Here is a 25,420-nt window from a genome sequence, read left to right as displayed (position 1 = left end):
TGATCCTCTCGCTGACGGTATCACGATCCGATCGGAGATTGCTGCTAATCGGGGTGCTCGTGAGGCAAAGAGCAAACGATCAGGCTTACCGGCGGTCAGCCTGGCCGAAATCGGTGCGCGACACGGGACGCCACAACAAGGGCGTCAGTGGCGCCGTTCGCTGCGCCCTTCTCAAAGTCGCCGTCGACCTGGCCCATCTGGTTTGTCACATGCGCGAAGCACAGGACGTTTCGCTTGCGGACTCTTGCGAAGGCATAGAGAGCTGCTGCCTCCATTTCGACAGCAAGGATGCCGCGCTCCTTCATTGCTTCGATAGCTTGCGCGGTCTCGCGGAAGGGCGCATCCGTCGTCCATGTCGGACCCTGAATCACGGGAACGCCGCCGTCGTCGAAGGCTGTGCCCAGACGGGCGACGAGGTCAGTGGAGGCCTCGCTCCATTCCGACGGCGGCAGATAATGGTAGCTTGTCCCCTCGTCTCGGAGAGCGCGATCAATCAGGATAAAATAGGGCGGTTGTTGTGCGGGAGTGATCTGGCCTGCCGACGTAATGCTGATTAGAAGTTCGCAGCCGCAGGTAAAGAGCTCCTCAGCCACCAGAACGGCGAACGGGGCGCCCACGGCGCATCCGACCACACCCATGTTCAGGCCGTTCTCCTCGAAGACGTAGAGGTCGGTATGATAGCAAACCCAACCACCGTGCAGCTTTGCCCGCCCCGCCGCCTTCAACTGGCGAACGATATCCCCGTCCGGGTCGAGCAGACAGACCTTGGGGACAGGAAGGAGCGGCACCCCCTTTTGTCGCCGTGCCTCGCGCAGCAGGCTGTCCGGCGTAAAGACCGATGCCGAATGGAAGTGCTTGTGCGCCAGGATTGGCGGTTGGTCATTGTCTGACGTGGTCAAATCCAACTCCATTGTCCGATTGTGATGCCCGGGGCTTCGTTGCTGTGAGGGCAAGGAAAGCCGCACCCGCCGTGGTAAGGGCACCGATCTTGGGGTCGATGGGGCCGAGCAGTCGTGCGGCGAGTCCGCTCGGCGGATAGAAGACGGCGCCCTTCACCGAGAGACCGACCAAACCGGCACTGGCGGCGAGGCTTCCGAGTTCGGCGGCGCTTCGGAATCTGGCGCGACGCCAGACGGGAGAGCCGAGCCATGCCTTCATACGTCGGGCAAAAGCCCAACTGCTGTATCGACCGAGTTCGCCGACGATCAAGCGGCCGCCCGGCTTGAGGACGCGAATCATCTCGCGGAGGGCGCCGGCGGTATCCTCGACGAAGCACAGCACCGTGACGGCGATAACCATATCGAACATGTCGGTTGCAAAGGGTAATTTTTCTGCCTTTCCGAGTTCCAACGAGACTTCACGCCCGTGGCGTTCCGCCCGTCGCCGGGCGGCGGCGATCATTTCGGGAGAAGCGTCAACGCCGGTGACGTGCGCTGTGCTCCCGGCAAGCTCCACGGCGAGAACGCCATCGCCGCATCCCACATCGAGAATACGCAGGCCCGCCGGAGGGCCGATCAGATCCAGGATCAGATCCTGTTCAAGGACGTCGGTAACCTGGCCGAGTGTGCTCGCGCGCCATGCTGCATAGGCAGCGGGCAACCTCTCAAGGTCGTCGCGTTCGCTCGTGTCCTCCGCCGTCAAAATCTTGACTCGTGACCCGTTGGGGTAAGTGCCTTTTTCAATCCTGAAATGACCGCATCCACATCGTCCCTACTTGTTCCCCGTCCCAGGCTGAAGCGGATCGCACCCATGCCCACTTCCGGGGCCACGCCCATGGCTTCAAGCACCGGTGACAGCTCGATCCGGCCGGAATGGCAGGCGGAACCTGTGGACGCGGCGATCCCGGGCACCGCGGCGAGAATCTCCGCGCCGACCCGTCCGGCGAAAGAGACGCTGAACGTGTTCGGCAGCCGGTGTTCCGGATGTCCGTTGAGCACGACGCCATTCCCGAAACGCTCTTTAAGCATGGCCCAGAAGTGATCGCGCAAGGCCGTGACCTCCCGCATCGACGACAGGTCGCGCGCGAGAATGCAGGCCTGCCCGAGGGCCGCGCAGAGCAGGGCGCTCTCCGTGCCCGCGCGCCGGCCGCTTTCGTGGGCCGCCCCATGGATCAGCGGTTCGAGCTCGATGCCGTTGCGGATGTAGAGTGCGCCCACGCCCTTGGGTGCGTAGAGCTTGTGTCCGGCAATCGTCAGGAGGTCGACGCGAAGATCGTCCACGCGCGTCGGGATCTTGCCAACCGACTGCGCGGCATCGGTGAGAAACGGGATGCCATGTTCGCGGGCGATCGCTGCACATTCGTCAATGGGCTGGATCGTCCCCACCTCATTGTTCGCATGCATGATGCTGATCAGGATCGTGTCGGATGTGATTGCCCGGCGCAGGTCGTCCGGGTCGATCCGCCCTGTGCCGTCGACCGGCAGTCACGTCACCGTCGCGCCCAGGCGTTCCAGGAAACGGAGCGGCTCCACGATTGCCGGATGCTCGACGCGGGTTGTGATGAAGTGGGGGCGTGGCCGTTTGCTGCTGAAGAACATGCCCTTCAGGGCTAAGTTATTTGCCTCGCTTCCGCCGCTGGTGAACACCACCTCCTGCGGTGCGCAGCCGAGCAACTCGGCCACCTGTCGGCGGGCTTTCCCGACCATCTGTCGCGCAGGCGATCCTGCCCAGTGGCCGCTCGACGGGTTTCCATACGCGTCCTCCATAGCATCGCGCATGACGGCGGCGACTTCGGGCGCAATCGGTGTGCTGGCGTTGTGGTCGAGGTAGATTTTCCGCATGGCTCAGAACACCAGAACCTTGCCGGCGGCGAGCGTCGCATCCCCGAGTTCGTCCATGGTGCTGCGCCTCGCGCCGTCCATGACATCGTCGTCGGTCATGCCGCGCGCGTCCATGCAGGTGCCGCAGAGCAACACGGCGCCCTTTGCGAGCACGCGCTTCAGCATGCGTTCCATATTGTAGTATCCGTCCGGTGTTTTCTGGCCCTTGCGTGCGGCGACCACGGCGTCGGCCATCAGGAACACGGTAACTTCTGCGTCCGGCTCCTTCCTCAGCAGTGTGTGAGCAAGACGAAGCGCATTATAGCAGCGCTCGGTGCCGTAGGGCGGGTCGTTGAGGATGAACAGGGTCTTCATGCGTGTTGCCTCCGGATTTGGGTGTAAGGGTTCATTCGCCAAGAATGCGGCGACGTTCCTCGAACTCTTCCTTGTCGATTTCGCCGCGGGCGAAGCGTTCTTTCAGAATGTCGAGCGGCGTGCGCGCGGGCGGGTGATGCGGTGTGGCGGTTAGCGATGATCCGCCGAGCCAGCGCACGAGGAGAACCGCGACCGCGATCACCAGGGCAAGAACAAGGATCATGAAGATCGGACCGAAGATCATGCCGTACCATCCACCGCCCCATCCCATCATGTGCGGTCCCCAGCCATAGCGGTCAGGATCGGTGGTTTGCGCCAAGGCCGCGCCCGGCAGAAGAGCGATTGTGGTGCCAATTGCGGCTATCGATAGCGGAATTCTTGTCATTGTCGTGTTCCTTTTTGATCTGTGTCGAGGGGCGCGGGGGCGTCAGCCGGCAGCGTCAAACCCGGCCTGAAGTGCCGTTGCCAGCCACTGTCAAACCGTCTCGTTTCCACCGTTCCATGCCGCCGCGAAGCACACGGACATCGCTAAACCCGCCAGCGCTCAGCAATACCGCGGCAGACGCGGAGCGTTTGTCAGTCTTGCAAACAACAATAACGGGCTTGTTCTTGTGCGCCCTGATCTCGGTCAAACGATCGGGCAATTCGCTGAGCGGGATGTTCAGCGCCGTCTCAATATGACCGAGGGGATCGGTGAATTCGTCGGGCGAGCGGACGTCGATGATGGTGGCGCCGCCACTGCCAAGTCCGGTTGCCAGCTCGTCTGTTTCGATCCAACGGGGTGCTACGCTCCGGCGCAGCCGCTTGACTAGCCGCGGAAGAAAGGCGATGGCCGCGAGCAGTCCAAGCGCCAGCAGGCCATAGCGGATGGCGGAGGTATCGCCCGCCAGCGCCTCACGCCCGGCATACCCGAGCCAAGTATAGGCGATCGCCCCCGGTGCCATGCAGATGAAAGAGGTCATGACGTAGGGAACGAACCTGATCCGCGTCAGGCCGAGCGCGTAGTTGGTGAGGTTGAAGGGGAACAGCGGCACGAGGCGCACGAAGGCGATGAAACGCCAGCCCTCCGCCTCGACGCCTTCGACCAGCCGCTTTAACCTGCCGCCGGTCCGGGCCGCCACCCAGTCACCCGCGAGATAGCGGGCGATGAGAAAGGCAAGGCTGGCACCGATCGTTGCACCAACCAGATTAAGCAGCGAACCCCATACCGGTCCGAACAGGGCGCCACCGGCCAACGCGAACAGCGCCCCCGGCAGGAAGGCGATCGTTCCGACGGCATAGAGACCGAGATAGGCGAGCGGCGCCAGGAGCCCGAACCCGGAGAGCCAGGCATCGAGTGCTTCGAGGTCCAGCCGGTCGCGGTTGAGCGCCGCCCAGAGGATAGCCGCCGCGACGCCAACGAGAAGCAGAAGGCGGGGCAGAAGTTGCCGGGCGTTCACTGCTCCTTCTCCGAATTCTCGCGATTGATCGGGTAGCCGCTGGCCGGACCGCGTGCCGGCTGAATCAACATACGATCAAGCCATAGGTCGCGGCGGGTACGGAACTGCTCGATACCGATGGTCATGGCTTCGTGGCCGTCGCGCGGTTGTGGCCGGTAGGTGCCTAGCAGGCGGTCCCACCAGGGCAGGTTGAAGCCGAAATTGGAATTGGTCTCGCTCGGGTGAATCGAATGGTGAACCCGGTGCATGTCCGGGGTTACCACGAACAGCCGCAGGACCCGGTCAATTGCCGACGGAATTCGGATATTGGAATGGTTGAACATCGCTGTGGCATTGAGCAGTACCTCGAAGACGAGCACGGCGGCGACCGGCGGTCCAAGTGCGGCGACCACGGCGAGCTTGATGCCCATCGACAGCAGGATCTCGATGGGATGGAACCTGAGACCGGTGGTCACGTCGAACTCAAGATCGGCATGGTGCATGCGATGGAGACGCCAGAGCGCCGGCACCGCATGAAACATCACATGCTGGAGATAGATGGCGAGATCCAGCGCCAGTATTGAGACGACGAAGGAGACCCACGCCGGCACGTCGAAGACGTTGAACAGGCCCCAGCCGCGTTCTTGCGCCACCAGCGCCAGCCCGACCGCGACGATCGGAAAGGTCAGCCGCACCAGCAGCGTATCGATGATGACGACGCCGAGATTGTTGCTCCAGCGGAGAAGCCGCGGGATTTCCCGCCGCCGACGCGGGGCCGCCACTTCCCAGAGCGCCATGGCCAGGAGAATGCCGAGAAAGACGGCCATGCGGATCAGTGGTTCGTTTGCCAGAATAAGGTCGGTCATTCGATGTCAGAAGCCTTGCCAAGCCCGTTCGGGCGGATTATATTCAATTAATCACTTGAATGTTATAGTATCGGACATATGGAAATGTCAATCGGTCCCAAACAAGCGCTCTATGCCGAGTTCGCCTCTGTCGCCCGCGCGCTCGGGTCACCGCACCGTCTTGAGATGCTCGAACATCTGGCCCAGGGCGAGCGCGGCGTTGAGGCGCTTGCAGATCGTGTCGGCTTGTCAATTGCCAACGCCTCGCAGCACCTGCAGCAGCTCAGACGCGCTGGGCTGGTCGCGTCGCGCCGGAAGGGCAAGTTCGTGCTCTACCGGCTTGCCGACGATACCGTGCTTGGAGTGATAGCGGCGCTTTCTGGCGTTGCGGAACGTAATCTCGCCGAGGTCGACCGCATCCGGCGGGCCTACTTCGATGATCGCGACAGCATGGAGCCAGTCTCGCGCGAGGAACTCTTGCACAGAACGCGCGACAATCTGGTCACCGTGCTCGATGTACGTCCAGCGGACGAGTTTGAGGTCGGGCACATCCCTGGCGCCATCAATATTCCGTTGAGCGAACTGGAAGCGCGTCTCGCCGAACTCGATCCGGATCACAAGATCGTCGCCTATTGCCGGGGAGCATGGTGCGTACTGTCCTTTGAGGCCGTGGCTGCGCTGAGGGCACGTGGCTTCAAAGTGCGCCGTCTGGAGGACGGCCTGCCCGAGTGGCGGGCGGCAGGACTACGGGTCGAAAGCGCCTGACTATGGGATCAAAGGTCGGCAATCGGCCTCGCCGTTTCCCGACACACCTTCGAGTGAGGACGACCAGTACACTCCTCCACGCGAGCACGATGAGGATCAGCAAAAGGAGTCGCCAGCGATTGGACGTATTTCGGCGTACCTAAAGGCCATAAGCGTTTCCGCCGTTTCGGGTGATCATTGCACCGTTTACCTTACTGAACGGAGCCCTCGCCATGACCCCCACCAAACTTCTCATCGGCCAGATCGCCGTTGTGTTCGCCATCGTGGTCCTCGGCGTGTGGGCGGCGACGCAATGGTGTGCGGACATGCTGAGCTATCAAGTGCAGTTAGGCAACCCATGGTTCGTGCTGCTCGGCTGGCCGGTTTATGAGCCATGGAAGCTGTTTCAATGGTGGTATTTCTTTGAAGGCTATGCGCCAGAGGTGTTCGATAAGGCCGGAATGCTGGCGGCTGGAAGCGGCTTCATGGGGTGTGCTGCCGCAGTAGCTGGTTCGTTATGGCGCGCCCGTCATAGCCGGTTGGTTACGACCTATGGCTCCTCGCGCTGGGCACTCCCGGGTGAAATCTCGAAAGCCGGGTTGTTTCGTTCCAAAGGCGTGTTGCTCGGTAAATATCAGGGCAAGTATCTTAGGCATGACGGGCCGGAGCATGTGATGGCCTTTGCGCCAACGCGTTCGGGCAAAGGTGTCGGACTGGTCATCCCGACACTTCTGTCCTGGGTCGGTTCGGCGGTGATTCACGATATCAAGGGTGAGAACTGGCAACTGACGGCGGGCTGGCGCTCCAAATTCTCCCATTGTTTGTTGTTCAATCCGACCGATCCCCGGTCGTCGCGTTACAATCCCTTGCTTGAAGTGCGTAAAGGGCCGGATGAGGTCCGGGATGTGCAGAACATTGCCGATATTCTGGTTGATCCGGAGGGCGCACTGGAGCGGCGTAATCATTGGGAGAAAACCAGCCATGCCCTTTTGGTCGGTACCATTCTGCATGTGCTTTATGCCGAGGAAGAAAAGACCCTAGCGCGTGTGGCAACATTTCTGTCCGACCCGCGCCGTTCTTTTCCGACCACCTTGCGTCGGATGATGGCAACCAATCATTTGGGGACACAGGATGATCCAAAGGTCCATCCGGTTGTTGCATCTGCGGCGCGGGAAGTGCTCAACAAATCCGAGAATGAGCGATCCGGCGTTCTGTCGACGGCGATGTCATTTCTCGGGTTGTATCGCGATCCGACGGTGGCGATGACGACCGCTGCGTGCGATTGGCGGATCGCCGATCTGATGGATGCCGACAAGCCGGTTTCGCTCTATCTGGTCATCCCGCCTTCCGATATCTCCCGAACCAAACCTTTGGTGCGGCTGGTGCTTAACCAGATCGGCCGTCGGTTGACTGAACGTCTTGAAGGTGATCCCGCCAAGGCGCACAAGCATCTGCTATTGATGATGCTCGACGAATTTCCGGCTCTTGGGCGGTTGGAATTCTTCGAGACGGCACTGGCCTTTATGGCCGGGTACGGCATCCGGGCTTATCTGATTGCACAATCGCTCAATCAAATCTCGAAGGCTTATGGCGAGAACAACGCCATTCTCGATAACTGCCATGTCCGGATTGCGTTCTCGTCAAATGATGAACGCACCGCTAAACGGATCTCCGATGCGCTTGGCATGGCAACGGAACAGCGGGCGATGCGCAATTATGCTGGTCACCGGTTGGCACCTTGGCTCAGCCATGTCATGGTCTCACGCCAAGAGACGGCGCGCCCTCTTCTGACAGCAGGTGAGGTGATGCAATTACCGCCCAAGGATGAACTGGTCCTGATTTCCGGGCTTTCACCGATCCGGGCCAAGAAGCTGCGCTACTACGAGGACCGGAATTTTACGTCCCGTATTTTGCGAGTTCCGGTTCTTTCAGACGTAGAATATCCGGACAAACCGAACGCACGCAAAGACGACTGGTCAGGACAGGTGCGTAAAATTGATGAACGTCTGTCCGGTGCAGATCGTGATCCTTCCGTTTCCGGGGATACCGATGAGGGAGGAATGCAGCAGCAAAGACATCCTTCATTGCCTGAAGAGCAGAAGAGGGTGGAACCGGGCCTGACACAAGCTGATTTACCCGGATTGCTTGATGAAGATAGCGAGGTCGTTGCGGATAAACGGGTGATTGACCGGTTGGCGAAGCCTACACGCGTTTACGGCTTGAACGAGGCTTTGGGTCCAGACAGGGACCTACTTGATGGTTTCTAATAAGATTGGGGCCTATATCGTTGTTGAGGATTGTAATCACCGACGTACTAACCTGCACTTATCGCACTCGCCAAACTCACATTAAGTGCAACTAAAACCGCATTAATTACCACTGACAATCATAGCGGCTGTCCGCCCTGTCGTATCATCTGCCAAAATGCAGACCGACATTTTCATTTAAGACCCAGTCAACCGGCTATATTTCATATCTCCCATCTTCTATGGGACATCTTTCTAGATGACAGCGGCATGGTCACAAGAATTTTGTGTCGACAGATTTCCACCCTTGGGATAGAAGTTGACCATGCTCAATTGCATCAGGCTTCTGACCTTACTTTTGATAGTAGCTTTTACCATCGGGACAAGCTTCCAGACGGTCAACGCTGCTGTTATGGATGTCGGGATGCCGATGGCGGACATGGCAATGGACAATTGCCAGGATTGTTCTGGCAGCGGCGACAGCATGCCTGATTGTGATATTGCGTGTCCTCAAGTATCGACTATCGCAATTGCGCCTGTACAAGTTGCAATACCTGCGCTCGCCTCAGTCGAGCATTTCGGGCCGACAGGCAGCCTTACCGGCCGCTCAAACTCTCCCGATCCATTCCCTCCCAGAACCAACATTCTGAACTGATATCTCCTTAACCCGTTTTGGTTTGAGAATATCAGTGTCATGAGGCATCACCGCGATTTCTCATGACGTGCTTCGTGCCCGCAATTTTTATTGTGGGCTTGAGAGCTTCTTCAGACAGGGTTGGAAATCATGTTTTCCGATCTACGGGCCCAAAATATCGGCCTTGGCCGGTATTTTCTGGCGCAATCGCAATATGCGCGAAAGCACGGCGTCACTCAACGAACAGGCGGCAATCCGCCCCGGCCTTGAGCGACCCGCTTTTACTGGTGCCCGGTCACTGAAGATCAAACCATATAGGATCATTGCGCGCAGGCTCCGTATCACGGTCTGATAGCTCCAACTCCTTGAGAAACATGCATATGAAGAGAAACACCATAGTAGTTGACTCCGTTTCCAGACGTGCGCTGCTTCGCGGTCTCATGGCGGGTGCCGGCCTCTGCCTGTTGCCAGCCACGGCCTTTGCCGCGATTAGCAAAAGCACAAGCAGCGCAATCGCTTTTGACGGTAATGCGCTGATCGTGGCACGCGGTTCAGCGCTTCTTTATCGCGATAAGGGCCAAAACTGGATAGCGCTGCCGAAGGTGGCGGCAGGCACCATTCTCTCTTTTACAACACATCCGGATAGGCCGGGCCGCATTATTGGCGGTCTGGATACCGGCGGCGTTGTTCTGTCTGTCGATGGCGGGAAAAGTTGGGACGTACGTGGGCAAGGACTGCCAGAAGCGGCCGTCACTGCAATCACAACGGCGGTGACAAACCCCGATACCTTATATGCCGCCATTCGTGGTGACGGCTTATGGCAAAGCGATGATGTCGGCCTGTCATGGACGTTTGTCATGGATCGGCCATGGCTGGCGAATACCGAGCGAGATCTGACGGCACTGTCTTCGGTCGATCTGGCAACCGGAATGGGCGGGATCTGGCTGTATGCCGGAACCGATATCGCTGTGACGCGTGTACCGGATTGTTTTTGCCGTTGGCAAGATGTTCAGCCGGGCGATGCCATGGATGCTCTTGCCTCCGGAAAGCCCGCACCTTCCAAAGCACCACTACCTGAGAGTGAACCCGTGAATGCACTGGTCAGTGCGGCATCGCAACCGGCCACACTTTATGCCGCACTGCCATCTGGAATTTGGCATTCGCAGGATGCGGGGGTCACCTGGTTACGACGATCCACCGTTAGCGCAACAGCTATTGCGGTTCATCCGATCCGCGCCGATGACCTCGCGATTGTGAATGATGACGGGGTTTTACAAAGCCGCGACGGTGGCAGGACATGGACCGCCATCTCGAACATATGATGATGGAGAAACAGATGAGAAAATTTGTGATTTTGACGGGTGTTGCGGTCCTGGCTGTTGCCGGAAGTGCTGCACTTACAATGTTCCCTCCGGGAAAAGGAGAGGCGCAAACGAACGTGACGGTATCTGGTGAGAGAAGCAAATCGATCACAATTTATCGGGATCCGAACTGCGGATGCTGTGATGCTTACGCCGAATATCTTGAGACCAATGGATATCAGGTTACCCGTGTCGATGATCGCGATTTCGACAAGCGATCCGTTGCCGCCGGTGTCCCGGAGCAAGGGCTGGGCTGCCATCTGGCCGAGATTGACGGATATGTCGTCAGCGGACTGGTTCCCGCCGAGATCATTGAGCGGATGCTTGATGAACGCCCGGACATAACGGGTATTACGCTGCCCGGCATGCCACCGAACGCGCCGGGCATGGCACGTGAAAAAACCGGGACGCTGAAGACCTATGCCTTCGGAGAGGGCGGCATTGCCGTTTACGCCAATGAATGAGTGTTTTGGACAGATGATGGATAGCTCGATGATGGGTAGCCCGATGATGATGCTGATGATGGCAGGAGGCGGTCTTGTGTTCCTTCTGATCCTTGCGATCCTGATCATGAGCGTTCTCGCGTTGTTTAAATATCTACGGGGCAGGAAATGAGTGCGGTATCGCCCGGATCATTGGTCACCGGATTAATGGCTGGTGTCGGCATGGCTTTGCTGTCCGGGGTAGCGGATGCTGGATCAATGCCCGAGAATCTGACTTTTCTGGAAAAGCCGGTCACTTCGGAACAGATTGCACTGGGCAACGATGTTTATGCTGAATTTTGCGCATCGTGCCATGGCACAAATCTTGAGGGGCAGGAAAACTGGAGGCGCCGCCTTGATACCGGGCGGATGCCGGCCCCGCCACACGATGCCAGTGGCCACACCTGGCGCCATAGTGACCGGGAACTGTTTGCGATGACCCGGTTCGGGGTTGGTGCTGTCGTGCCGGGGTATGAGAGCGACATGCCAGCATTCGAGGATGTGCTGAGTGATGAGGAGATCATAGCGGTACTTGGCTATATCAAGAGTGTCTGGCCGGACGAGGAACGTGCATTCCAGCACAATCTGAATCCTAAAGACGGGATGGCGAAATGAGTGCAGTCCCCAAAGAACATCGCCAGCAAAAGCGATTCAACCGGCTGATCTATTTTCTACCGCTTGCCATCGCCTTGATATTGGGTGTGGCCCTGGGGAAAGGATTGACACTTGATCCCAACACACTCCCCTCGGCCCTGTTGGGCAAACAGGTCCCGGAATTTGACCTTCCGCCGGTAAAAGGCCGGATGCAAGGTCTGTCGAGTACGGATATCAGAGGCGAAGTGTCGCTGGTCAGTGTTTTTGCCTCCTGGTGTGTCGCGTGCCGTGAAGAACACCCCGTGTTCATGAAACTGGCCCGCGACGGCACCGTGCCACTGCATGGCCTGAACTATAAGGATCAACCTGACGACGCGGCAGAATGGCTCGATAGCCTTGGCGACCCCTATACAAGAACAGGTGCGGACATTAACGGGCGTGTGGCAATTGACTGGGGCGTCTATGGCGCCCCTGAGACCTTCGTTGTCGATGCAAAAGGGAACATTGCTTACAAGCATGTCGGGCCGGTAACGGAAAAAGTGTTGGCCGAGACCATTCTGCCAAGGGTCGAGAGATTGCGTAAGGAGGCACCAATCGCCGAAACTGCGGAGGGGCCTCAATGAAGAACCTCTTGGCGCATATGAACCTGAAACTGGCGCTTGCGGCTGTCATCATACTGGTGGCTGTCGCAGCTCTGACCATGGTGCTTTTCCGCAGCGAAAATAATACCTCCTATTCGGGGACGAACAATGTAACGCAGACTCAACACCGCTCGTTTGTCATGCATGACGTTCCCCGGCCTCTTCCCGGGTTTGGGTTTGAGGACGCCGAAGGTCGGTCCATGACACTGAGTGATTTTGAGGGAGCGGTCGTCTTGCTGAATGTCTGGGCGACATGGTGTGTTCCATGCCGCGAGGAAATGCCGACCCTGGATGCCTTGCAGGCCGAACTCGGCAATTCGGTATTCAAAGTTATCGCTTTGTCGATCGACCGGGCCGGAGCGGATGTCGTGCAGGATTTCTATAGCGAAATCGGCATCCGGCATCTGGACCTCTTCATCGATCCAACCATGAAAACCACGACGGCTCTGGGTATCCCCGGTTTACCGACGACGCTTCTGATTGACAGGAACGGCCGCGAGCTTGGTCGACTTGTCGGACCGACCGAATGGGCGACAGCAGAGATGATAAAATTTCTTGAAACCCACATCTACACCGATTGAGGAAGGATCCCCTATGACCGAGATACAACAAGCCAAATCCGGTAATACCTCGCTTGGGCATGACGTGGTTCATGCCGTTCGATATTACCTGAAGGGACGTCGCGGTTTGCTTGTACTGGCAGGAACCGCACTTGTCGCGGGGCTTGCATTTAACTGGAACTGGCTGGTTGCCGCCGGCATCGCGCCTTTGCTCCTCTCCGTTCTGCCGTGCGTAGCGATGTGTGCACTGGGTTTGTGCATGAACAAAAAGGCCTGTTCATCGCAAAAGAGCACCGGCGATATCGCCCCTTCCACCGATGAAATCCCGAAAAACAGTCTTCCCGGCAATGAGGCCGGAAGGTCCCCGACGGCATCAGGCGCAAATATAGCGTCTTTAACTCCGCAGTCGGGACATGAGTCCGCAACCGAAAGGAATGTTAAAGATGCGTAAATCAATCAAACTCACCGCGATTGCCACAATGATGGTCGCGGGACTGGCGACAACAGCCCTCTATGCCCAGGAATCCCAAACTCCGGACATGCAATCCCCGATGATGGAGCATGATGGCAATTCCGGCATGGGGGATATGCAGGGCATGATGGGTATGATGAAGATGATGAGCCAGATGGGTCCGATGATGGAGCAGTGTACTGAAATGATGGCTGCAATGACCGATCACATGCCGAAGCCTTCCGACAAATAACATCGTGACATGACACCCGCCCGGGACAAATACCCGGGCGGGATTTTCTACGGGATCGTTTCATGACTTCGAATAATTTCAACCGGTTACGTTTCATCCGTTCCCTATTGTGGGGAATGGTTGTTCTTGCTGCACTACTCTTTGGCGGCGCATATATCTTCCAGGCTTCCGACCGCAAGCAGATGTCGTCAGGTGCCGAAGGGACGGGAGAAGCCGCCATTCACTCTGATTTTTCCTTGACCGATCATCAGGGAAACCGTGTGACCGAAGCAAGCTTCCCGGGGCGTTGGCAGCTTGTCTTTTTTGGTTTCACACACTGCCCTGATGTTTGTCCGACCACACTTGCCTATATGGCAGATGCGCTTGACCAAATGGGGCGTGAAGCCGACCGCGTTGCACCGATATTCATTACAATTGATCCGGCACGCGATACGCCTGACGTCATGGCGGAATATGTCGGGGCCTTTCATCCGGCCCTGATCGGATTGACCGGCAGTGAAGAGGATGTTGCCGCAGCCGTCGAAGCCTTCCGGGTCTATTCCGAAAAGCTGGATCAGGACACCGCACCGGACGGCTATTTGATGGCCCATTCCGGGCATATTTATCTGATGGCACCGGATGGCCGTTACCAGACTGTCTTTCGTGAAGGAGACCAGCCAGCAGAAGACATGGCAATCCGGATTCTTGCGATCATGAACGGGAATACAATATGAAAAAAGCCGCCATCGCCCTCGTCATGACCTTGCTGACAGCATTACCGGTTTCTGCCGAAAGCCTTGTCGAAATATCTGACGCCTGGGCACGTGCCACGATCCTGACATCCCGTCCGGGTGTGGCATATCTTACGATCACAAGTGCTGCGACCGACCGCCTTCTGGAAATCACCACAGCTGTGGCCGACCATGTGATGATACATGATGTCGTCACGGTCGATGATGTTCGCCGGATGCGACATGTCATAGCTCTGGATGTTCCGGCCAACCGCCCGGTCACTCTGGCGCCGGGGGCAATGCATCTCATGTTGACGGGATTGCATGAAAAACTCGGTGAAGGAGAGAAGTTTCCCATGACATTGCGCTTTGAAACCGCAGGCGAGATCACCATTGACGTCACCATTCTTGGCATAGCTGCCAAGGGACCGCAGGGGGAAACGGAATGATCCGGTTGTTGTTTTTGATCCTGACATTGATTGCCCCGCCTGCTTTCGCCCACCATCCCGGTGAACGCCTTGACGAGGTCATGGCGGAAAAGGAACCACATTTCGAGATAACGGATACCGGATCGGTTCCAGAAATTGAGCTTTTCGATAAAACCGGGGGGCGTTTTGATCTGGGCGAACTTGATGATCAGATACTTATTTTGAGCTTCGTGACTGAGAATTGTGGTGCTGCCTGTACAGAGCAGCAGATCCTGCTGGCCGCCATTCAGGATCAACTGAATATTAGTCCGATGCGGGAAATGGTCACGTTCATTACCGTTCATTCCGAAGGTTTTTCAGGAACTCCCTCTTGGGATCCGGACAACTGGCGGCCTGCAACGCCGTCTTCGGATATCGGCACTGCAATCGTTGCCGATGATTTCGCCGAGTTGAGCCAGCGGAGCGGATCTGCGCCGATGGTCCATATTATCGACCGGAATACCCGCCATGCCGGTATTTTTCATGGCACGGGGTTCAAACAGATCAACCTGATCCTTTATGTGAACGGATTGACAAACGCTGTCCACACCCTAGGCGGTGTTTACATTCAGGATTCCCATTAAGCCGAGAATATGATTTAAGATTCGGGCTGTATGGAGGTCAGCATGAATGGATCGACAGGAACTAAGTGATGCGCTTTGGGATCGGATGGCTCCACTGTTGCCGGGCAAAGCAACAGACCCCGGACGCACGGGGCAGGATAACCGCCTGTTCGTGGAGGCGGTCCTGTGGCTGGCGCGCTCAGGAGCACATTGGCGAGTTCTGCCCAAGGAGTTTGGCCGCTGGCACACGGTCTACCAGCGTTTCAATCGCTGGTGTCGCAAAGGGGTTTGGGAGAACCTTTTCAAAGCGTTGAGCGATGATGCCGACTTTGAGTATATCTTGGTCGACAGTACCATCATGCGCGCCCATCAGCACAGTGCAGGTGCCCCAAAAAAAGCGATCAATCCGAAGATCGGTTTGAAGCTCACGCACTGGGACGGTCCAAAGGTGGACTGAGCACCAAAGTCCATGCAGCCACCGATGCCTTGGGCAATCCAGTACGTTTCATCCTGACGGGTGGTGAGCGCAACGACATCACCCAAATCGAAGGTCTTCTCGAAGGTTTGAAGGCAAATTATGTGCTGGCGGACAAAGGTTATGACGGTCAACGCGCCATGAACGCTATCGCCACGACCGGAGCAAAACCTGTCGTACCCCGTCGAACCACAACAGCACAATGGAGGCCTTTCGACCGAGAACTCTACAAAGAGCGCAATATGATTGAACGTTTCTTCAGCAAAATCAAAAACTTCAGGCGCATTGCAACCCGTTATGACAAACTTGCCAGAAACTATCTGGGGTTCCTGAACCTCGTTGCCGCGCTCAAATGTTGTCAATGAATGTAAACACCGCCTAAAGCCGCCTGTTGAAAAGGGGTGGCTGGATCGGTTGACAGACTGGTTCTCGAAAGCGCGAGAAGAGCCTTGAACCAAGGTGGATGTAAGACTGTTTGGCTAATAGATTTTTACGGAATACAGATGAATGCCTGAGCTTTCCAATATCGGCATAATAAGCGCGTTCGCCGCAGGCCTTATCTCGTTTCTCTCACCATGCGTGCTGCCTCTGGTTCCCGGATATATCTCCTATATCGCGGGTGGTTTCTCTCTTTCGACCAGAACGCAGGCAATCCGCGTTGATCGTTTGGCATCTCTTGGTTTCAGCCTGTGTTTCGTTTTGGGCTTCACCACGGTTTTCGTCCTTCTGGGCGCCAGTGCAACGGTGCTTGGTCAAGTCCTGCTCGGGTACCGGTTCGAGATGAATCTGATTGGTGGCGGTATTGTCATTCTGTTCGGGCTTTTCATGCTGGGAACGCTCCGTCCGGCGTGGATGATGCGGGAAGCGCGCTTTCATCTTGATCTGCCTGGTGGGCGTGTGGTTTCGGCATATATTCTTGGACTTGCTTTTGCGTTCGGCTGGACGCCCTGCATCGGTCCTGTTCTCGGCGCCATTCTGACCGTCAGCGCCGCGTCGGCAACGGTCAGCGATGGTATTGCATTACTGACCATATATTCCGTGGGGCTAGGTGTACCGTTTCTCCTGGCGGCACTGTTTACCGAGAGTCTGTCTGCCAGATTGAAATCCATAGGGCGTTTCGGGCGGTTCCTTCGTGCCGCGGCGGCCTTGATCATGATTGTCATGGGCGTGGCCATGGTGACCGGTTATATGTCCGCCTTTGCGTTCTGGCTGCTGGAAACATTTCCTGTTCTGTCGTCTATCGGCTGATCCCGCCTGTCCGGAAGAATTCTGATGACCTTCCTTTTGCTGGATAGCGTAGCCTTTAACCTCGATATGAAGGAGGTGCAGAATAATGTCTTCCGAAACCGACCCATTGGAGCATGTCATTTTACATGCTTTCAGATATGCTTGCCGCTGCGAAAGGCTTGATATTGCCGAATTCATGTTGGCAGCACTTGAAAAGCTTGATCAGGAACGTGCCGACCATGTCTCTACGGAACGCCCTTTGATGGATGCATACCGTGAGGTGACGTCAGGCCTACAGCATCGCAAGAATTGATAACTTGCTTCTCTCAGCTTCCGGCATTGCCGACATCAAATGCTGTTGTCCGAAGTGCATGACAATGCCTCCAGCACAGGACATTCCGGCACGTCTTCTCCCGAACATCGTGCAGCCGTCTCCGCCAGGACCTGTTCGATCCGTTCCAGGTCGGCGATTTTTACGCGCACGTCAGCAAGATGGCTTTCCGTACGCTGTTTGACCTCCGAGCATGTTTGCAGTTCACCATCCATGAGATCAAGCAACCCCCGGATATCTGCAATCGAAAACCCCAGTTCGCGGGCGCGCAGAATGAACCGCAACCGGGAAACATCTGTATTGTCATACAGCCTGTAACCCGCTTTGCTGCGCGGCGGGTCGGGCATCATGCCGGTCTTTTCATAATAGCGGATCGTTTCAAGGTGACAGCCCGTCACCTTCGCCATCTCGGCACGTTTCAATCGCCTCCCGGAATTGTGATCGTCCATAAGGTCAAAACCCTCTTGAGCCTGTAGCAACTACAGACTGTAGCTTGGATCAGGAACGAGCTTGAGGCAAATCACATGAACGACATAAAACCGGATCATCTATCGCCCGATGACGGGAAACAGGCAAAAAGAGGTCTGCTTGCGGCTGGGGGTGTGACCGGGGCCATCCTTGCGTCGGCCTGCTGTGTGGCACCTCTCCTGCTTCTGATGCTAGGCGTATCAGGGGCCTGGATCGGCAATCTGACGGCCCTTGAACCTTACAAACCCCTCTTCGCGACGGTGGCGCTGATATTCATCGGGCTGGGGTTCTGGCAGGTCTATTTCAAGACAAAACCGGCGTGCGACGACGGATCTTATTGCGCCAGCCCCGAATCCGCCCTGATCACCAAATCCTCCCTGTGGTTCTCAACCGTGCTGGTGGGGCTGGCCCTGACAATCAACTGGTGGGCACCGCTGTTCTATTAGGAGTAACAGATATGAAGCGAACAGGCATTATCATGGTCGGGGCATTTGTTCTGGGCCTGACCGTCATGCCTCCGGGAGGTCTTCTTCCGACTGCCGCACTTGCTGCCGGTCCCGTATCTCAGGCCGAACAAACAACCGTTTTCGACATCGAAAACATGACCTGCGCCCTGTGTCCCGTGACCGTAAAAACCGCGATGGAAGCTGTCACCGGCGTGGAGGCCGTAGACATCAACTTCGATGCCAAAACCGCAACCGTCATCTTCGATCCATCCGTTGCCAGTGGCGAAGTCATTGGGGCCGCTTCGACAAATGCCGGTTATCCGGCAAAGGCGCGAGATTAGATAATGCGTGGCAACACCATTTTCAAAGCGGGGATCGTCGGAACGATTTCTACCGCGATCTGCTGTTTCACACCGATCCTCGTTATCGCGTTCGGAACTTTCGGTCTCTCGGCATGGCTGGGCTGGATCGACTATGTCCTCATACCCGGCTTGATGCTGTTCATCGCCCTGACGCTTTACGGCTACCGGCAACGCAACCGGGTACGCACCTGCTGCGACGCCGATACGCAACCGGTCTCGTACAAACCAGACTCCCGGAAAGGGGAACGACATGAATGATTGCTGCACGACCCGCAAACAGGATCAGGACTATGATCTTGCTGTCATCGGTGCCGGTTCAGCCGGTTTTTCGGCGGCGATTACGGCCGCTGAACAGGGCGCCAGGGTGGCCCTTATCGGCAAGGGGATGATTGGCGGCACATGCGTCAATGTCGGATGCGTGCCCTCCAAAACCATGATCCGGGCCGCAGAGGCCGTGCGTGGAGCCGGAGCCGCAGCGCGGTTTCCCGGCCTTGCCGGAAATGCCCATGTTGCCGACTGGCGGGCGCTGATCAAGGCCAAGGATGAACTGGTTTCCAGTTTGCGTCAGAAGAAATATATCGATTTGCTGTCCAACTATGATGGCATCGACTATCTGGAAGGTAACGCCACGTTTGATGACAGCCGCCTGTTGCTTGACGGCACGGTGCTTGCCACGGGGAAGGTTATCATTGCGACCGGCACATCACCGGCCTTTCCCGATATTCCCGGTATTGATGACGTTCCCTGTCTGACCAGCACGACGGCCCTCGAACTTGATCACTTGCCGCGCTCGCTTCTTGTGATTGGCGGGGGATATATCGGGTGTGAATTGGCCCAGATGTTCGCACGGCTCGGCAGCACGGTTACGCTGGTGACACGGTCACGGCTCCTTCCCGAAGCCGAACCGGAAATTGCCGAAGCCCTCACCCGGATCTTGCGGGATGAGGGGATCACCGTGCGTACCAATCTCACCTATTCCCGAATTGACCAAAAGAACGGCAACACGGAACTGACCATTCATGCTGACGGCCAAACGGAAGTTCTTGCTGCCGGGCAGGTTCTGGTCACGACGGGGCGCACCCCCAATATAACCGGCTTGGGATTGGAAGCGGCCGACATTCAACTGAATGCAAACGGCGGGATCGTTGTCGATGACCGGATGCGCACCACACGTCTGGATGTCTATGCGGCGGGCGATGTGACCGGACGCGACCAGTTCGTCTATATGGCAGCTTACGGTGCCAAACTTGCTGCGCAAAATGCCCTTGGCAGGGATGACCGGGCATATGACAATGAAACGATGTCCTGGGTTGTCTTTACCGACCCGCAAGTTGCCGGGGTCGGTCTCTCCGAGGTTCAGGCAAGACATCAGGGCTTTACAGTAAAGACATCTGTCGTCCCGCTTGATCAGGTGCCAAGATCACTTGCCGCCCGTGATACGCGCGGGCTGATCAAGCTCATAGCTGACGCAACAACCGACCGTTTGCTCGGTGCCCAGATTCTGGCCCCCGAGGGATGCGATAGTATTCAGACGGCGGCCCTAGCCATACGATTTGGCATGACGGCCCAGGAGCTTGGCGACACGATCTTTCCGTATCTGACCACAGTCGAGGGACTGAAACTTGCCGCCCAAACATTTAACAGGGACGTGTCAAAACTATCCTGCTGCGCCGGATAGGCCGCAGTCGGCGATCTTTGCAGATTTATCAGAAAGATCGCCAGACTGTCCTGTTGTACCGGGTATTCCCACGCGGCGATGACAAGGAATTTGCAATCGTGACACCGGACCTGTTCAACCTGATCCTTCTTGCGCTGGGCTTGGGATTTTTGGGATTTATCGAACCCTGCACGGTTGGCGCGCATATGCTGTTTCTCAACAGCCAGTGCGACCGTTCAGTGCGCCTGCGGGTTGGGGCTCTGGCTGCATTCATGCTCGCACGCCTGCTGGTCATGGGCGGTTTCGGCGGCGTGATCGTCATGCTGGGGCAACGCATGATCGGGGTTCAGACCGGGGTATGGCTGGTCTTCGGGGCGCTCTATATGGTCATCGGAATTGTCTTTCTGTTCGGTGCAGGGGGACGGTTTCGGCGGCGTATCCGCATCGCACCGGACGGATGGCGGGTCACGAAAAACCCGTGGGTTCAGGGTATTGCGTTCGGCCTGAACATTCCCGCCTGTGCCGCACCGATCCTTTTCGGCCTGATGGGGGCCGCAACCGCAACAGGCTCCGCCACAACCGGGTTCCTCCTGATGACGGTCTTTGCGCTGACGCTGTCACTTCCATTGGTGCCGTTTTCGGTCGTGCCGCAACTTGCCTCGTTTCTGGTTGGCCTTACCGACTGGCTGCGTCCGCGCCGCTGGTTGACCGGTTTTGTTTTCGTCGTCCTTGGGCTGTGGTCGATCTGGTTCGGACTGTTTGTCGATCCGGCAGATTGGGCTGAATCATGAGCTCACCTTTCCCATATACCCGTCAATTCATCAAATCAGGGTTGTAGGATAGCCGCAGATCTAAATTCCTTCCATCAGTGCCCGAGTTGATCTACGTTTGACTCTGATTTGAGAGGTATATGGGAAATGTCAATTCAATCGTCTTCCGTGAACGCGGGAGGGACTGAAAAGGACTACGGATTCCTGGGAGCGGGTTACCGCCGGATTGCAGGTGCGGGGATCGTCGTACTGAGCTCTGTGATTGCGGCTATTACGGCATTGCTGGTGCAAAACGGGTATGTCCAGCAGCGCAATACAGTGCAATTGGAAGAGTTAGGGCGACAGGTCCTCCATCGCGCCGAACTTGCCATTGACTATGCAGTCATATCACTTGGCGATTTCATCGCGCCCACCGGTGATCTGTGTCATCCGCAAGCGTTACGGTCTCTTGGTGAACAGGTTTTCTTTCGCGGTGCGGTCAAAGAAATATCGGTTCTTGGCTCTGACGGCGAATTACTGTGCTCGACCCAAGCGGGTGCCGACGAACACACTGCTGGTCTCTGGGCGGAAATGCCGAAATTCCCGGCCCTCAATCCCTCGATTGTACTTCAGCCCTTACAACCTGAAGCTCGCGGACTTTTTCGCGTGCTTTGGCGCGTCAACGGCTCATATACGGTGTCTGCAACCCTCAATATCGATATGCTTATGTTCGACATCTTTCCTGCGGCACTCCGGGACGATGCGTTTGCGGACGTGGTGATTGGTGGTGACCGTGTGGTCGCACGTTTTGGTACTGTGACTGGTTTATCCTCGAGCACGCCTGCAAGAACATTCGAGATGGTGTCCGCTCGATATCCGATTGCGGCGCGACTAGGTGTGGGCGAACGAGCCTTCTCTGACTGGAACGCCGGATCAGTGGCCACAACGCTGGTTCTCGGTGGGGTGCTTGGTGTCGCTCTCGGCGGACTGATTGCAAGGGCCGTGTTCCGCCCGGTTGGACCGGTCGAGATATTACGGTCCGCTATTCAGGAAAGGGAACTCGTTCCATTCTACCAGCCGATTTTCGCTCTGTCCTCTCAGGAAATTGTCGGCTGTGAAGTCCTCGTCCGATGGATCCGTGCAAACGGAACCATAGTCGTCCCCGACCAATTCATTCCCCTAGCTGAAACGAGTGGTCTCGTCGCACTCATGACGGAGAGCATTATCGGGCAGACGCTCTACCAACTCGGGCCGTTGCTGCGTGAAACCCCGGACTTCAAGGTCGCATTCAATATCTCTCCGAGCCATTTTACAAGTCGTGACTTTCTCGACAAGTTGGATCGGTTGGTCGATCAGTCCGGATGCACCCGGCAGCAAGTTGTGCTCGAATTGACTGAACGGACTTCGTTCGGCGACATGTCGTTTGCAATGTCCGTTGCCGGGGGGGCTCGTGAGCGCGGATATTGCATATCATTGGATGATACGGGCGCAGGGCACAATGGGCTTGGGCACATTCAGGATTTGAGGCCGAGCGTAATAAAAATCGACAAAAAGTTCGTAGATGTCGTTTCGACAGATCCTACTGCCGACGCCATCATCGAAGTCCTGGTTCGACTTGCCGACCGCATTGGTGCCACGCTTGTCGCAGAGGGCGTGGAGCACGAGCATCAAGTTACCGCACTCACCAGATTTGGTGTTCACCAGGGGCAGGGATATCTTGTGTCAAAACCGCTCGATTATGGAGCATTCAAAGCCTTTTTAGCCAACTATGCCCCCCGGGGATGGCGAACTGAGTCTGATAATGTCTTCGAGCGTGGTGTATGAGAGGCCTTGACGCCTGTCTACAGCAGTATGCACCACCAGTTTATTCCGCTGCGATTTGCAGTGTTTCAGTTTACATATCTTGCCGACGGTTTCTAGCGTCATTTACAGGCGGATGACGGCCCCATCAACGTTTTGTTTCAGGATCAGAGCGTAGACCAGCCGGATGGTTCATGCGGAAAGTTAGAGCATTTCCTTTATCAGGTTGTTTTGCTGTTCAGGAGAGTTTGTTGTCGTCATCCTGAATGGTGGAGAGGAACTGGTCGATTTCGCGATTCAGGTTTTCTGCGTGTATGGCAAGTTCCCGTGCGGCTTGTGTTACGTCATGGGTCGCGGTCTGGCTTTTGCCTGCTGCGATGCTTACGCCATTGATGCTTGCAAGGACGTCTTGTGTGTCGTGGGCGGTATCACTTGCGTTCTGTGCGATGTTGTCGGTTGCAAGACCTTGCTGTTCAACCGCATCAAACACCGTGTCCGAGATGGTGTTGATTTCGGTGATGACATCGGAAATGCCCTGCATTGCCGCGACGGCTTCATTTGTTGCATCCTGGATTGCAAGGACCTGATCACTGATTTCGCCGGTTGCCTTGCTGGTTTGGGACGCCAGATTCTTGACCTCGTTGGCCACTACCGCAAAACCCTTGCCGGCATCGCCTGCGCGGGCGGCCTCGATGGTGGCGTTAAGGGCAAGCAGATTGGTTTGAGATGCGATATCGCTGATCAGTGTAACCACTGCCCCGATCCGCGATGTGCTTTCCGACAGGCTTTGAACAAGCCGGTTGCTGTGTTCAGTGCGTTTGACGGCATTGTTTGCAATTTCGCTTGAGGTCCGGACATGACTGCCGATGTCACCAACAGAGGTTGAAAGCTGTGCGGCGGCGCTGGCCACCGAATTGATCCTGTTTGCCGCATGTTCAACGATAACAGTAACCTCGCTCGTCAGCCGGGTTGTGTCGGACACGGCATCAGCCATGCCTTCGGCAGTTCGGCTCATGGAGGTGGATGCTTTGCCAAGGGCATCGACAACCTGGTCAATCCGGCTGCGGAAGGTTTCAATTGCAAGGCCGGTTTGTGTTGCGCGGTCAAGTTTGCGCATATTTTCGGCTTCGCGCTGTCTGGTCAGGCGGTCATTTTCACGCAGACTTTGCTTGAAATTGTCAAGTGCGTGCATGATCCGGCCAATGGCATTGCGGCTTTTTGTTTCGGGAATGTCGGTATCGAGATTGCCTCGTGCAAGTGATTCCATCATGTGAACGGCATCGGTCAGTGGACGGGTGATGCCCCGTCCCATCAACCAGCCGATAATGATCGCGATGATCGCAACAACAATCAGGATCAGAATTGACGCATCACGGATGTTGCGGGTGGGGGTGAAAACTTCGTCGGCCTTGACCGTGGCCAGAAGTGCCAGACGGGTTGTTTCGATCTCAAGCGGGGCAAAGGCCGAAACCACCATTTCCCCATCAAAGTCATCGACCGTCATGGTCCCGGTTTCACCGGCAAGTGCCCGGTCAACCGGCATGGCGCGAATTTCACGGACCAGACTTGTCGGGGTTTCCATCCGCCGTGTGTCGTTGCGCATCAGACCATCCGACCCGACAAGATAGGTATCACCGCTTTGGCCCAGACCATCGCCGCGCTGAAGAATGTCATTGATGCGATCAACCGAAATGCGCAAGGCCATGACGCCGATCAGGCTGTTTGCCCCTGCATCATAAACCGGCGCGGCCATAAAGGCCGATGGTGCACCGTTTGCGGCATCATAATTTGTGAAATCAACAAAACTGACACTGCCCGGCGCACCTTTGAGGGCGGCGGCGAATACCTGACCCAGTCCGGTCTTCTCATAGCTGTTCGCGGTCAGGTTGACTGAAAAATCATCGGTTTTGGACACACTGTAAAGGACACGACCCTGCGCATTTATCAGATAAATATCGGCATAGGACCGTTCGCGACGAAGTTGGCGCATCCAGGGGTGATATTGCAGATGGATATCGGAATAGGTTGAGCCATCAGATGCCTGATCAAGCATGTCGCGCTGTTCGACCGGATGGGGATTGCGTTCGATATAGAGATCATGGAGCGTTTCCATCGCACCATCACCAAGCTCTGACCAGGCAAAGTCAAAAATGGTGACAGACTGGCGTAAGGCCGGGCTTGATGATTGCAGAACCAGATCCTGCTTTATTGAGCGGAAGTAACCGTCAAGTTCGCTCTGGCGGGCGCCGATCAGTGTGGAAAGCTTGTCGGTGGCCCCGGAATTCAAGGCATCGCGTGCGATCAGATAGCTTGAAAGTGCCGTCGCGGCGGCGGCAAAGATTGCCAGAATGGCAATCGTTGTAGGGATCACACGACGCAGGGACATTGAGGCAAGGATATTCAAATGTTTCTCCCAACCTGAGTTATGGAATGAACGTTTGAATATTTCTTAAATGAGAAATCTGCTCCGGCGAATTCACGTGTAAGTGTAAGGAATGTGAAGTTTGATTTCAGGTTAAGAAAAATATCGCGAGAACCAGTCTTGCGGCATTTCTGAAGCAGAAAAGATGTTTTACTAAGATCAGGCGAGGAAGCGCTCGTCATTGATTGGGCCCATCGAACACACATTCCTCATATCTGAGAGTCGCGATAATGGACCTCCAATGATCGACGTGAGTTCGGACGGGTAAAGCTCCTACCGGGAGGGGCTAATTTCCTGCGTGTGATTAGTTGTCTCTAGCCTGAAGTGATCAAGTTCTTTTGTCGAGAGACCTTTTTATACCGTCCTGGCCTTTTCAAAGC

The 25,420-nt window shown here is 56.5% G+C and carries 30 protein-coding genes and 2 pseudogenes; 23 read left to right on the top strand and 9 right to left on the bottom strand.

Annotation, left to right across the window (positions count from 1 at the left end; translation table 11 throughout):
- Positions 1 to 95: 95 nt before the first annotated feature.
- The 7 genes and pseudogenes from ABIE64_RS21935 to ABIE64_RS21905 form a co-directional block, all read right to left on the bottom strand.
- Positions 96 to 899, bottom strand: a complete 804-nt coding sequence (locus ABIE64_RS21935) for a nucleoside phosphorylase (RefSeq protein ID WP_354378621.1) — start codon at positions 897 to 899, stop codon at positions 96 to 98.
- Positions 880 to 1,641, bottom strand: a complete 762-nt coding sequence (locus tag ABIE64_RS21930; RefSeq protein ID WP_354378620.1) for a class I SAM-dependent methyltransferase — start codon at positions 1,639 to 1,641, stop codon at positions 880 to 882. The genes ABIE64_RS21935 and ABIE64_RS21930 overlap by 20 nt, the downstream gene beginning before the upstream one ends.
- A pseudogene (locus tag ABIE64_RS21925) lies at positions 1,638 to 2,780 on the bottom strand (cysteine desulfurase family protein). The gene ABIE64_RS21930 and the pseudogene ABIE64_RS21925 overlap by 4 nt, the downstream one beginning before the upstream one ends.
- 3 nt (positions 2,781 to 2,783) lie before the next feature.
- Positions 2,784 to 3,134: a DsrE/DsrF/TusD sulfur relay family protein gene (locus ABIE64_RS21920; RefSeq protein WP_354378619.1), complete on the bottom strand. Its 351-nt coding sequence runs from the start codon at positions 3,132 to 3,134 to the stop codon at positions 2,784 to 2,786.
- A 31-nt stretch (positions 3,135 to 3,165) separates the two neighbouring features.
- Positions 3,166 to 3,519: an SHOCT domain-containing protein gene (locus tag ABIE64_RS21915; RefSeq protein WP_354378618.1), complete on the bottom strand. Its 354-nt coding sequence runs from the start codon at positions 3,517 to 3,519 to the stop codon at positions 3,166 to 3,168.
- A 55-nt stretch (positions 3,520 to 3,574) separates the two neighbouring features.
- Positions 3,575 to 4,573, bottom strand: a complete 999-nt coding sequence (locus ABIE64_RS21910) for a VTT domain-containing protein (protein WP_354378617.1) — start codon at positions 4,571 to 4,573, stop codon at positions 3,575 to 3,577.
- On the bottom strand, positions 4,570 to 5,418 hold the full coding sequence (locus tag ABIE64_RS21905; protein WP_354378616.1) for a sterol desaturase family protein: 849 nt from the start codon (positions 5,416 to 5,418) through the stop codon (positions 4,570 to 4,572). The genes ABIE64_RS21910 and ABIE64_RS21905 overlap by 4 nt, the downstream gene beginning before the upstream one ends.
- Before the next feature lie 84 nt (positions 5,419 to 5,502).
- Here ABIE64_RS21905 and ABIE64_RS21900 point away from each other — a divergent pair, with 84 nt between their 5' ends.
- The 17 genes and pseudogenes from ABIE64_RS21900 (at position 5,503) to ABIE64_RS21820 (ending at position 17,118) form a co-directional block, all read left to right on the top strand.
- A complete protein-coding gene (locus ABIE64_RS21900; RefSeq protein ID WP_354378615.1) occupies positions 5,503 to 6,162 on the top strand; it encodes an ArsR/SmtB family transcription factor in 660 nt (219 codons plus the stop codon).
- Positions 6,163 to 6,374: 212 nt separating this feature from the next.
- Positions 6,375 to 8,408, top strand: coding sequence for a conjugal transfer protein TraG (locus ABIE64_RS21895; protein WP_354378614.1), 2,034 nt, complete (start codon positions 6,375 to 6,377; stop codon positions 8,406 to 8,408).
- Positions 8,409 to 8,706: 298 nt separating this feature from the next.
- Positions 8,707 to 9,042, top strand: coding sequence for a hypothetical protein (locus ABIE64_RS21890; protein ID WP_354378613.1), 336 nt, complete (start codon positions 8,707 to 8,709; stop codon positions 9,040 to 9,042).
- 359 nt (positions 9,043 to 9,401) lie between these two features.
- The gene (locus ABIE64_RS21885; protein ID WP_354378612.1) at positions 9,402 to 10,343 is read left to right on the top strand and encodes a WD40/YVTN/BNR-like repeat-containing protein; all 942 of its coding nucleotides are present in this window, start codon (positions 9,402 to 9,404) and stop codon (positions 10,341 to 10,343) included.
- Between the two features lie 14 nt (positions 10,344 to 10,357).
- Complete coding sequence (locus ABIE64_RS21880) at positions 10,358 to 10,846, top strand: DUF411 domain-containing protein (RefSeq protein ID WP_354378611.1); 489 nt, start codon at positions 10,358 to 10,360, stop codon at positions 10,844 to 10,846.
- 28 nt (positions 10,847 to 10,874) lie between these two features.
- The gene (locus tag ABIE64_RS21875; RefSeq protein ID WP_354378610.1) at positions 10,875 to 10,997 is read left to right on the top strand and encodes a hypothetical protein; all 123 of its coding nucleotides are present in this window, start codon (positions 10,875 to 10,877) and stop codon (positions 10,995 to 10,997) included.
- Positions 10,994 to 11,479, top strand: a complete 486-nt coding sequence (locus tag ABIE64_RS21870; RefSeq protein ID WP_354378609.1) for a c-type cytochrome — start codon at positions 10,994 to 10,996, stop codon at positions 11,477 to 11,479. The genes ABIE64_RS21875 and ABIE64_RS21870 overlap by 4 nt, the downstream gene beginning before the upstream one ends.
- A complete protein-coding gene (locus ABIE64_RS21865; RefSeq protein ID WP_354378608.1) occupies positions 11,476 to 12,081 on the top strand; it encodes a DsbE family thiol:disulfide interchange protein in 606 nt (201 codons plus the stop codon). Before ABIE64_RS21870 ends, ABIE64_RS21865 begins: the two co-directional genes overlap by 4 nt.
- A 17-nt stretch (positions 12,082 to 12,098) precedes the next feature.
- Positions 12,099 to 12,680 carry a TlpA family protein disulfide reductase gene (locus tag ABIE64_RS21860; protein ID WP_354378607.1) on the top strand — a complete coding sequence of 194 codons (582 nt, stop codon included), beginning with the start codon at positions 12,099 to 12,101 and terminating at the stop codon, positions 12,678 to 12,680.
- A gap of 13 nt (positions 12,681 to 12,693) precedes the next feature.
- Positions 12,694 to 13,110, top strand: coding sequence for a hypothetical protein (locus tag ABIE64_RS21855; protein ID WP_354378606.1), 417 nt, complete (start codon positions 12,694 to 12,696; stop codon positions 13,108 to 13,110).
- Positions 13,103 to 13,363 (top strand): hypothetical protein, encoded by a 261-nt coding sequence (locus tag ABIE64_RS21850; protein ID WP_354378605.1) that lies wholly within the window; start codon positions 13,103 to 13,105, stop codon positions 13,361 to 13,363. The genes ABIE64_RS21855 and ABIE64_RS21850 overlap by 8 nt, the downstream gene beginning before the upstream one ends.
- 62 nt (positions 13,364 to 13,425) lie before the next feature.
- Positions 13,426 to 14,076, top strand: a complete 651-nt coding sequence (locus tag ABIE64_RS21845) for an SCO family protein (RefSeq protein ID WP_354378604.1) — start codon at positions 13,426 to 13,428, stop codon at positions 14,074 to 14,076.
- The gene (locus tag ABIE64_RS21840) at positions 14,073 to 14,522 is read left to right on the top strand and encodes a copper chaperone PCu(A)C (RefSeq protein ID WP_354378603.1); all 450 of its coding nucleotides are present in this window, start codon (positions 14,073 to 14,075) and stop codon (positions 14,520 to 14,522) included. Before ABIE64_RS21845 ends, ABIE64_RS21840 begins: the two co-directional genes overlap by 4 nt.
- Positions 14,519 to 15,124, top strand: a complete 606-nt coding sequence (locus ABIE64_RS21835; RefSeq protein ID WP_354378602.1) for a thioredoxin domain-containing protein — start codon at positions 14,519 to 14,521, stop codon at positions 15,122 to 15,124. Before ABIE64_RS21840 ends, ABIE64_RS21835 begins: the two co-directional genes overlap by 4 nt.
- A 46-nt stretch (positions 15,125 to 15,170) precedes the next feature.
- Positions 15,171 to 15,943: pseudogene (locus tag ABIE64_RS21830) on the top strand (IS5 family transposase).
- Between the two features lie 142 nt (positions 15,944 to 16,085).
- Positions 16,086 to 16,826: a cytochrome c biogenesis CcdA family protein gene (locus tag ABIE64_RS21825; RefSeq protein ID WP_354378600.1), complete on the top strand. Its 741-nt coding sequence runs from the start codon at positions 16,086 to 16,088 to the stop codon at positions 16,824 to 16,826.
- Positions 16,827 to 16,911: 85 nt separating this feature from the next.
- Positions 16,912 to 17,118, top strand: a complete 207-nt coding sequence (locus ABIE64_RS21820; protein ID WP_354378599.1) for a hypothetical protein — start codon at positions 16,912 to 16,914, stop codon at positions 17,116 to 17,118.
- Positions 17,119 to 17,153: 35 nt separating this feature from the next.
- Here ABIE64_RS21820 and ABIE64_RS21815 read toward each other — a convergent pair whose 3' ends face one another.
- Positions 17,154 to 17,558, bottom strand: coding sequence for a MerR family transcriptional regulator (locus ABIE64_RS21815; RefSeq protein WP_503012857.1), 405 nt, complete (start codon positions 17,556 to 17,558; stop codon positions 17,154 to 17,156).
- A 102-nt stretch (positions 17,559 to 17,660) separates the two neighbouring features.
- On the opposite strand from ABIE64_RS21815, the gene ABIE64_RS21810 reads away from it, so the two are divergent.
- The 6 genes from ABIE64_RS21810 to ABIE64_RS21785 all read left to right on the top strand — a co-directional run bounded on the left by ABIE64_RS21810 (position 17,661) and on the right by ABIE64_RS21785 (position 22,642).
- A complete protein-coding gene (locus ABIE64_RS21810; protein WP_354378597.1) occupies positions 17,661 to 18,050 on the top strand; it encodes a mercuric transporter MerT family protein in 390 nt (129 codons plus the stop codon).
- An 11-nt stretch (positions 18,051 to 18,061) separates the two neighbouring features.
- Positions 18,062 to 18,391 (top strand): heavy-metal-associated domain-containing protein, encoded by a 330-nt coding sequence (locus ABIE64_RS21805; RefSeq protein ID WP_354378596.1) that lies wholly within the window; start codon positions 18,062 to 18,064, stop codon positions 18,389 to 18,391.
- Between the two features lie 3 nt (positions 18,392 to 18,394).
- On the top strand, positions 18,395 to 18,670 hold the full coding sequence (gene merF, locus ABIE64_RS21800; protein WP_354378595.1) for a mercury resistance system transport protein MerF: 276 nt from the start codon (positions 18,395 to 18,397) through the stop codon (positions 18,668 to 18,670).
- A complete protein-coding gene (gene merA, locus ABIE64_RS21795; protein WP_354378594.1) occupies positions 18,663 to 20,090 on the top strand; it encodes a mercury(II) reductase in 1,428 nt (475 codons plus the stop codon). Before merF ends, merA begins: the two co-directional genes overlap by 8 nt.
- A 17-nt stretch (positions 20,091 to 20,107) precedes the next feature.
- On the top strand, positions 20,108 to 20,860 hold the full coding sequence (locus ABIE64_RS21790) for an urease accessory protein UreH domain-containing protein (protein ID WP_354378593.1): 753 nt from the start codon (positions 20,108 to 20,110) through the stop codon (positions 20,858 to 20,860).
- A gap of 126 nt (positions 20,861 to 20,986) precedes the next feature.
- Positions 20,987 to 22,642, top strand: coding sequence for an EAL domain-containing protein (locus ABIE64_RS21785; RefSeq protein WP_354378592.1), 1,656 nt, complete (start codon positions 20,987 to 20,989; stop codon positions 22,640 to 22,642).
- 214 nt (positions 22,643 to 22,856) lie between these two features.
- On the opposite strand, the gene ABIE64_RS21780 is transcribed toward ABIE64_RS21785, so the two are convergent.
- Positions 22,857 to 25,022, bottom strand: a complete 2,166-nt coding sequence (locus tag ABIE64_RS21780; RefSeq protein WP_354378591.1) for a methyl-accepting chemotaxis protein — start codon at positions 25,020 to 25,022, stop codon at positions 22,857 to 22,859.
- Positions 25,023 to 25,420 lie beyond the last annotated feature (398 nt).

The sequence above is a fragment of the Thalassospira sp. MBR-102 genome, assembly GCF_040549275.1.
GTDB classification, from domain to species: domain Bacteria; phylum Pseudomonadota; class Alphaproteobacteria; order Rhodospirillales; family Thalassospiraceae; genus Thalassospira; species Thalassospira xiamenensis.
Note: the sequence above shows the minus strand (reverse complement) of the source record. Positions and strands in the feature narration are given on the sequence as shown.

Coding starts and splice junctions, on each gene's coding strand:
- ABIE64_RS21840 (WP_354378603.1), top strand. CDS start 14,073: ATGAAAAAAGCCGCCATCGCCCTCGTCATGACCTTGCTGACAGCATTA.
- ABIE64_RS21900 (WP_354378615.1), top strand. CDS start 5,503: ATGTCAATCGGTCCCAAACAAGCGCTCTATGCCGAGTTCGCCTCTGTC.
- ABIE64_RS21810 (WP_354378597.1), top strand. CDS start 17,661: ATGAACGACATAAAACCGGATCATCTATCGCCCGATGACGGGAAACAG.
- ABIE64_RS21870 (WP_354378609.1), top strand. CDS start 10,994: ATGAGTGCGGTATCGCCCGGATCATTGGTCACCGGATTAATGGCTGGT.
- ABIE64_RS21920 (WP_354378619.1), bottom strand. CDS start 3,134: ATGAAGACCCTGTTCATCCTCAACGACCCGCCCTACGGCACCGAGCGC.
- ABIE64_RS21915 (WP_354378618.1), bottom strand. CDS start 3,519: ATGACAAGAATTCCGCTATCGATAGCCGCAATTGGCACCACAATCGCT.
- ABIE64_RS21805 (WP_354378596.1), top strand. CDS start 18,062: ATGAAGCGAACAGGCATTATCATGGTCGGGGCATTTGTTCTGGGCCTG.
- ABIE64_RS21885 (WP_354378612.1), top strand. CDS start 9,402: ATGAAGAGAAACACCATAGTAGTTGACTCCGTTTCCAGACGTGCGCTG.
- ABIE64_RS21905 (WP_354378616.1), bottom strand. CDS start 5,418: ATGACCGACCTTATTCTGGCAAACGAACCACTGATCCGCATGGCCGTC.
- ABIE64_RS21865 (WP_354378608.1), top strand. CDS start 11,476: ATGAGTGCAGTCCCCAAAGAACATCGCCAGCAAAAGCGATTCAACCGG.
- ABIE64_RS21880 (WP_354378611.1), top strand. CDS start 10,358: ATGAGAAAATTTGTGATTTTGACGGGTGTTGCGGTCCTGGCTGTTGCC.
- ABIE64_RS21785 (WP_354378592.1), top strand. CDS start 20,987: ATGTCAATTCAATCGTCTTCCGTGAACGCGGGAGGGACTGAAAAGGAC.
- ABIE64_RS21895 (WP_354378614.1), top strand. CDS start 6,375: ATGACCCCCACCAAACTTCTCATCGGCCAGATCGCCGTTGTGTTCGCC.
- ABIE64_RS21875 (WP_354378610.1), top strand. CDS start 10,875: ATGATGGGTAGCCCGATGATGATGCTGATGATGGCAGGAGGCGGTCTT.
- ABIE64_RS21820 (WP_354378599.1), top strand. CDS start 16,912: ATGTCTTCCGAAACCGACCCATTGGAGCATGTCATTTTACATGCTTTC.
- ABIE64_RS21850 (WP_354378605.1), top strand. CDS start 13,103: ATGCGTAAATCAATCAAACTCACCGCGATTGCCACAATGATGGTCGCG.
- ABIE64_RS21855 (WP_354378606.1), top strand. CDS start 12,694: ATGACCGAGATACAACAAGCCAAATCCGGTAATACCTCGCTTGGGCAT.
- merF (WP_354378595.1), top strand. CDS start 18,395: ATGCGTGGCAACACCATTTTCAAAGCGGGGATCGTCGGAACGATTTCT.
- ABIE64_RS21825 (WP_354378600.1), top strand. CDS start 16,086: ATGCCTGAGCTTTCCAATATCGGCATAATAAGCGCGTTCGCCGCAGGC.
- ABIE64_RS21835 (WP_354378602.1), top strand. CDS start 14,519: ATGATCCGGTTGTTGTTTTTGATCCTGACATTGATTGCCCCGCCTGCT.
- ABIE64_RS21860 (WP_354378607.1), top strand. CDS start 12,099: ATGAACCTGAAACTGGCGCTTGCGGCTGTCATCATACTGGTGGCTGTC.
- merA (WP_354378594.1), top strand. CDS start 18,663: ATGAATGATTGCTGCACGACCCGCAAACAGGATCAGGACTATGATCTT.
- ABIE64_RS21845 (WP_354378604.1), top strand. CDS start 13,426: ATGACTTCGAATAATTTCAACCGGTTACGTTTCATCCGTTCCCTATTG.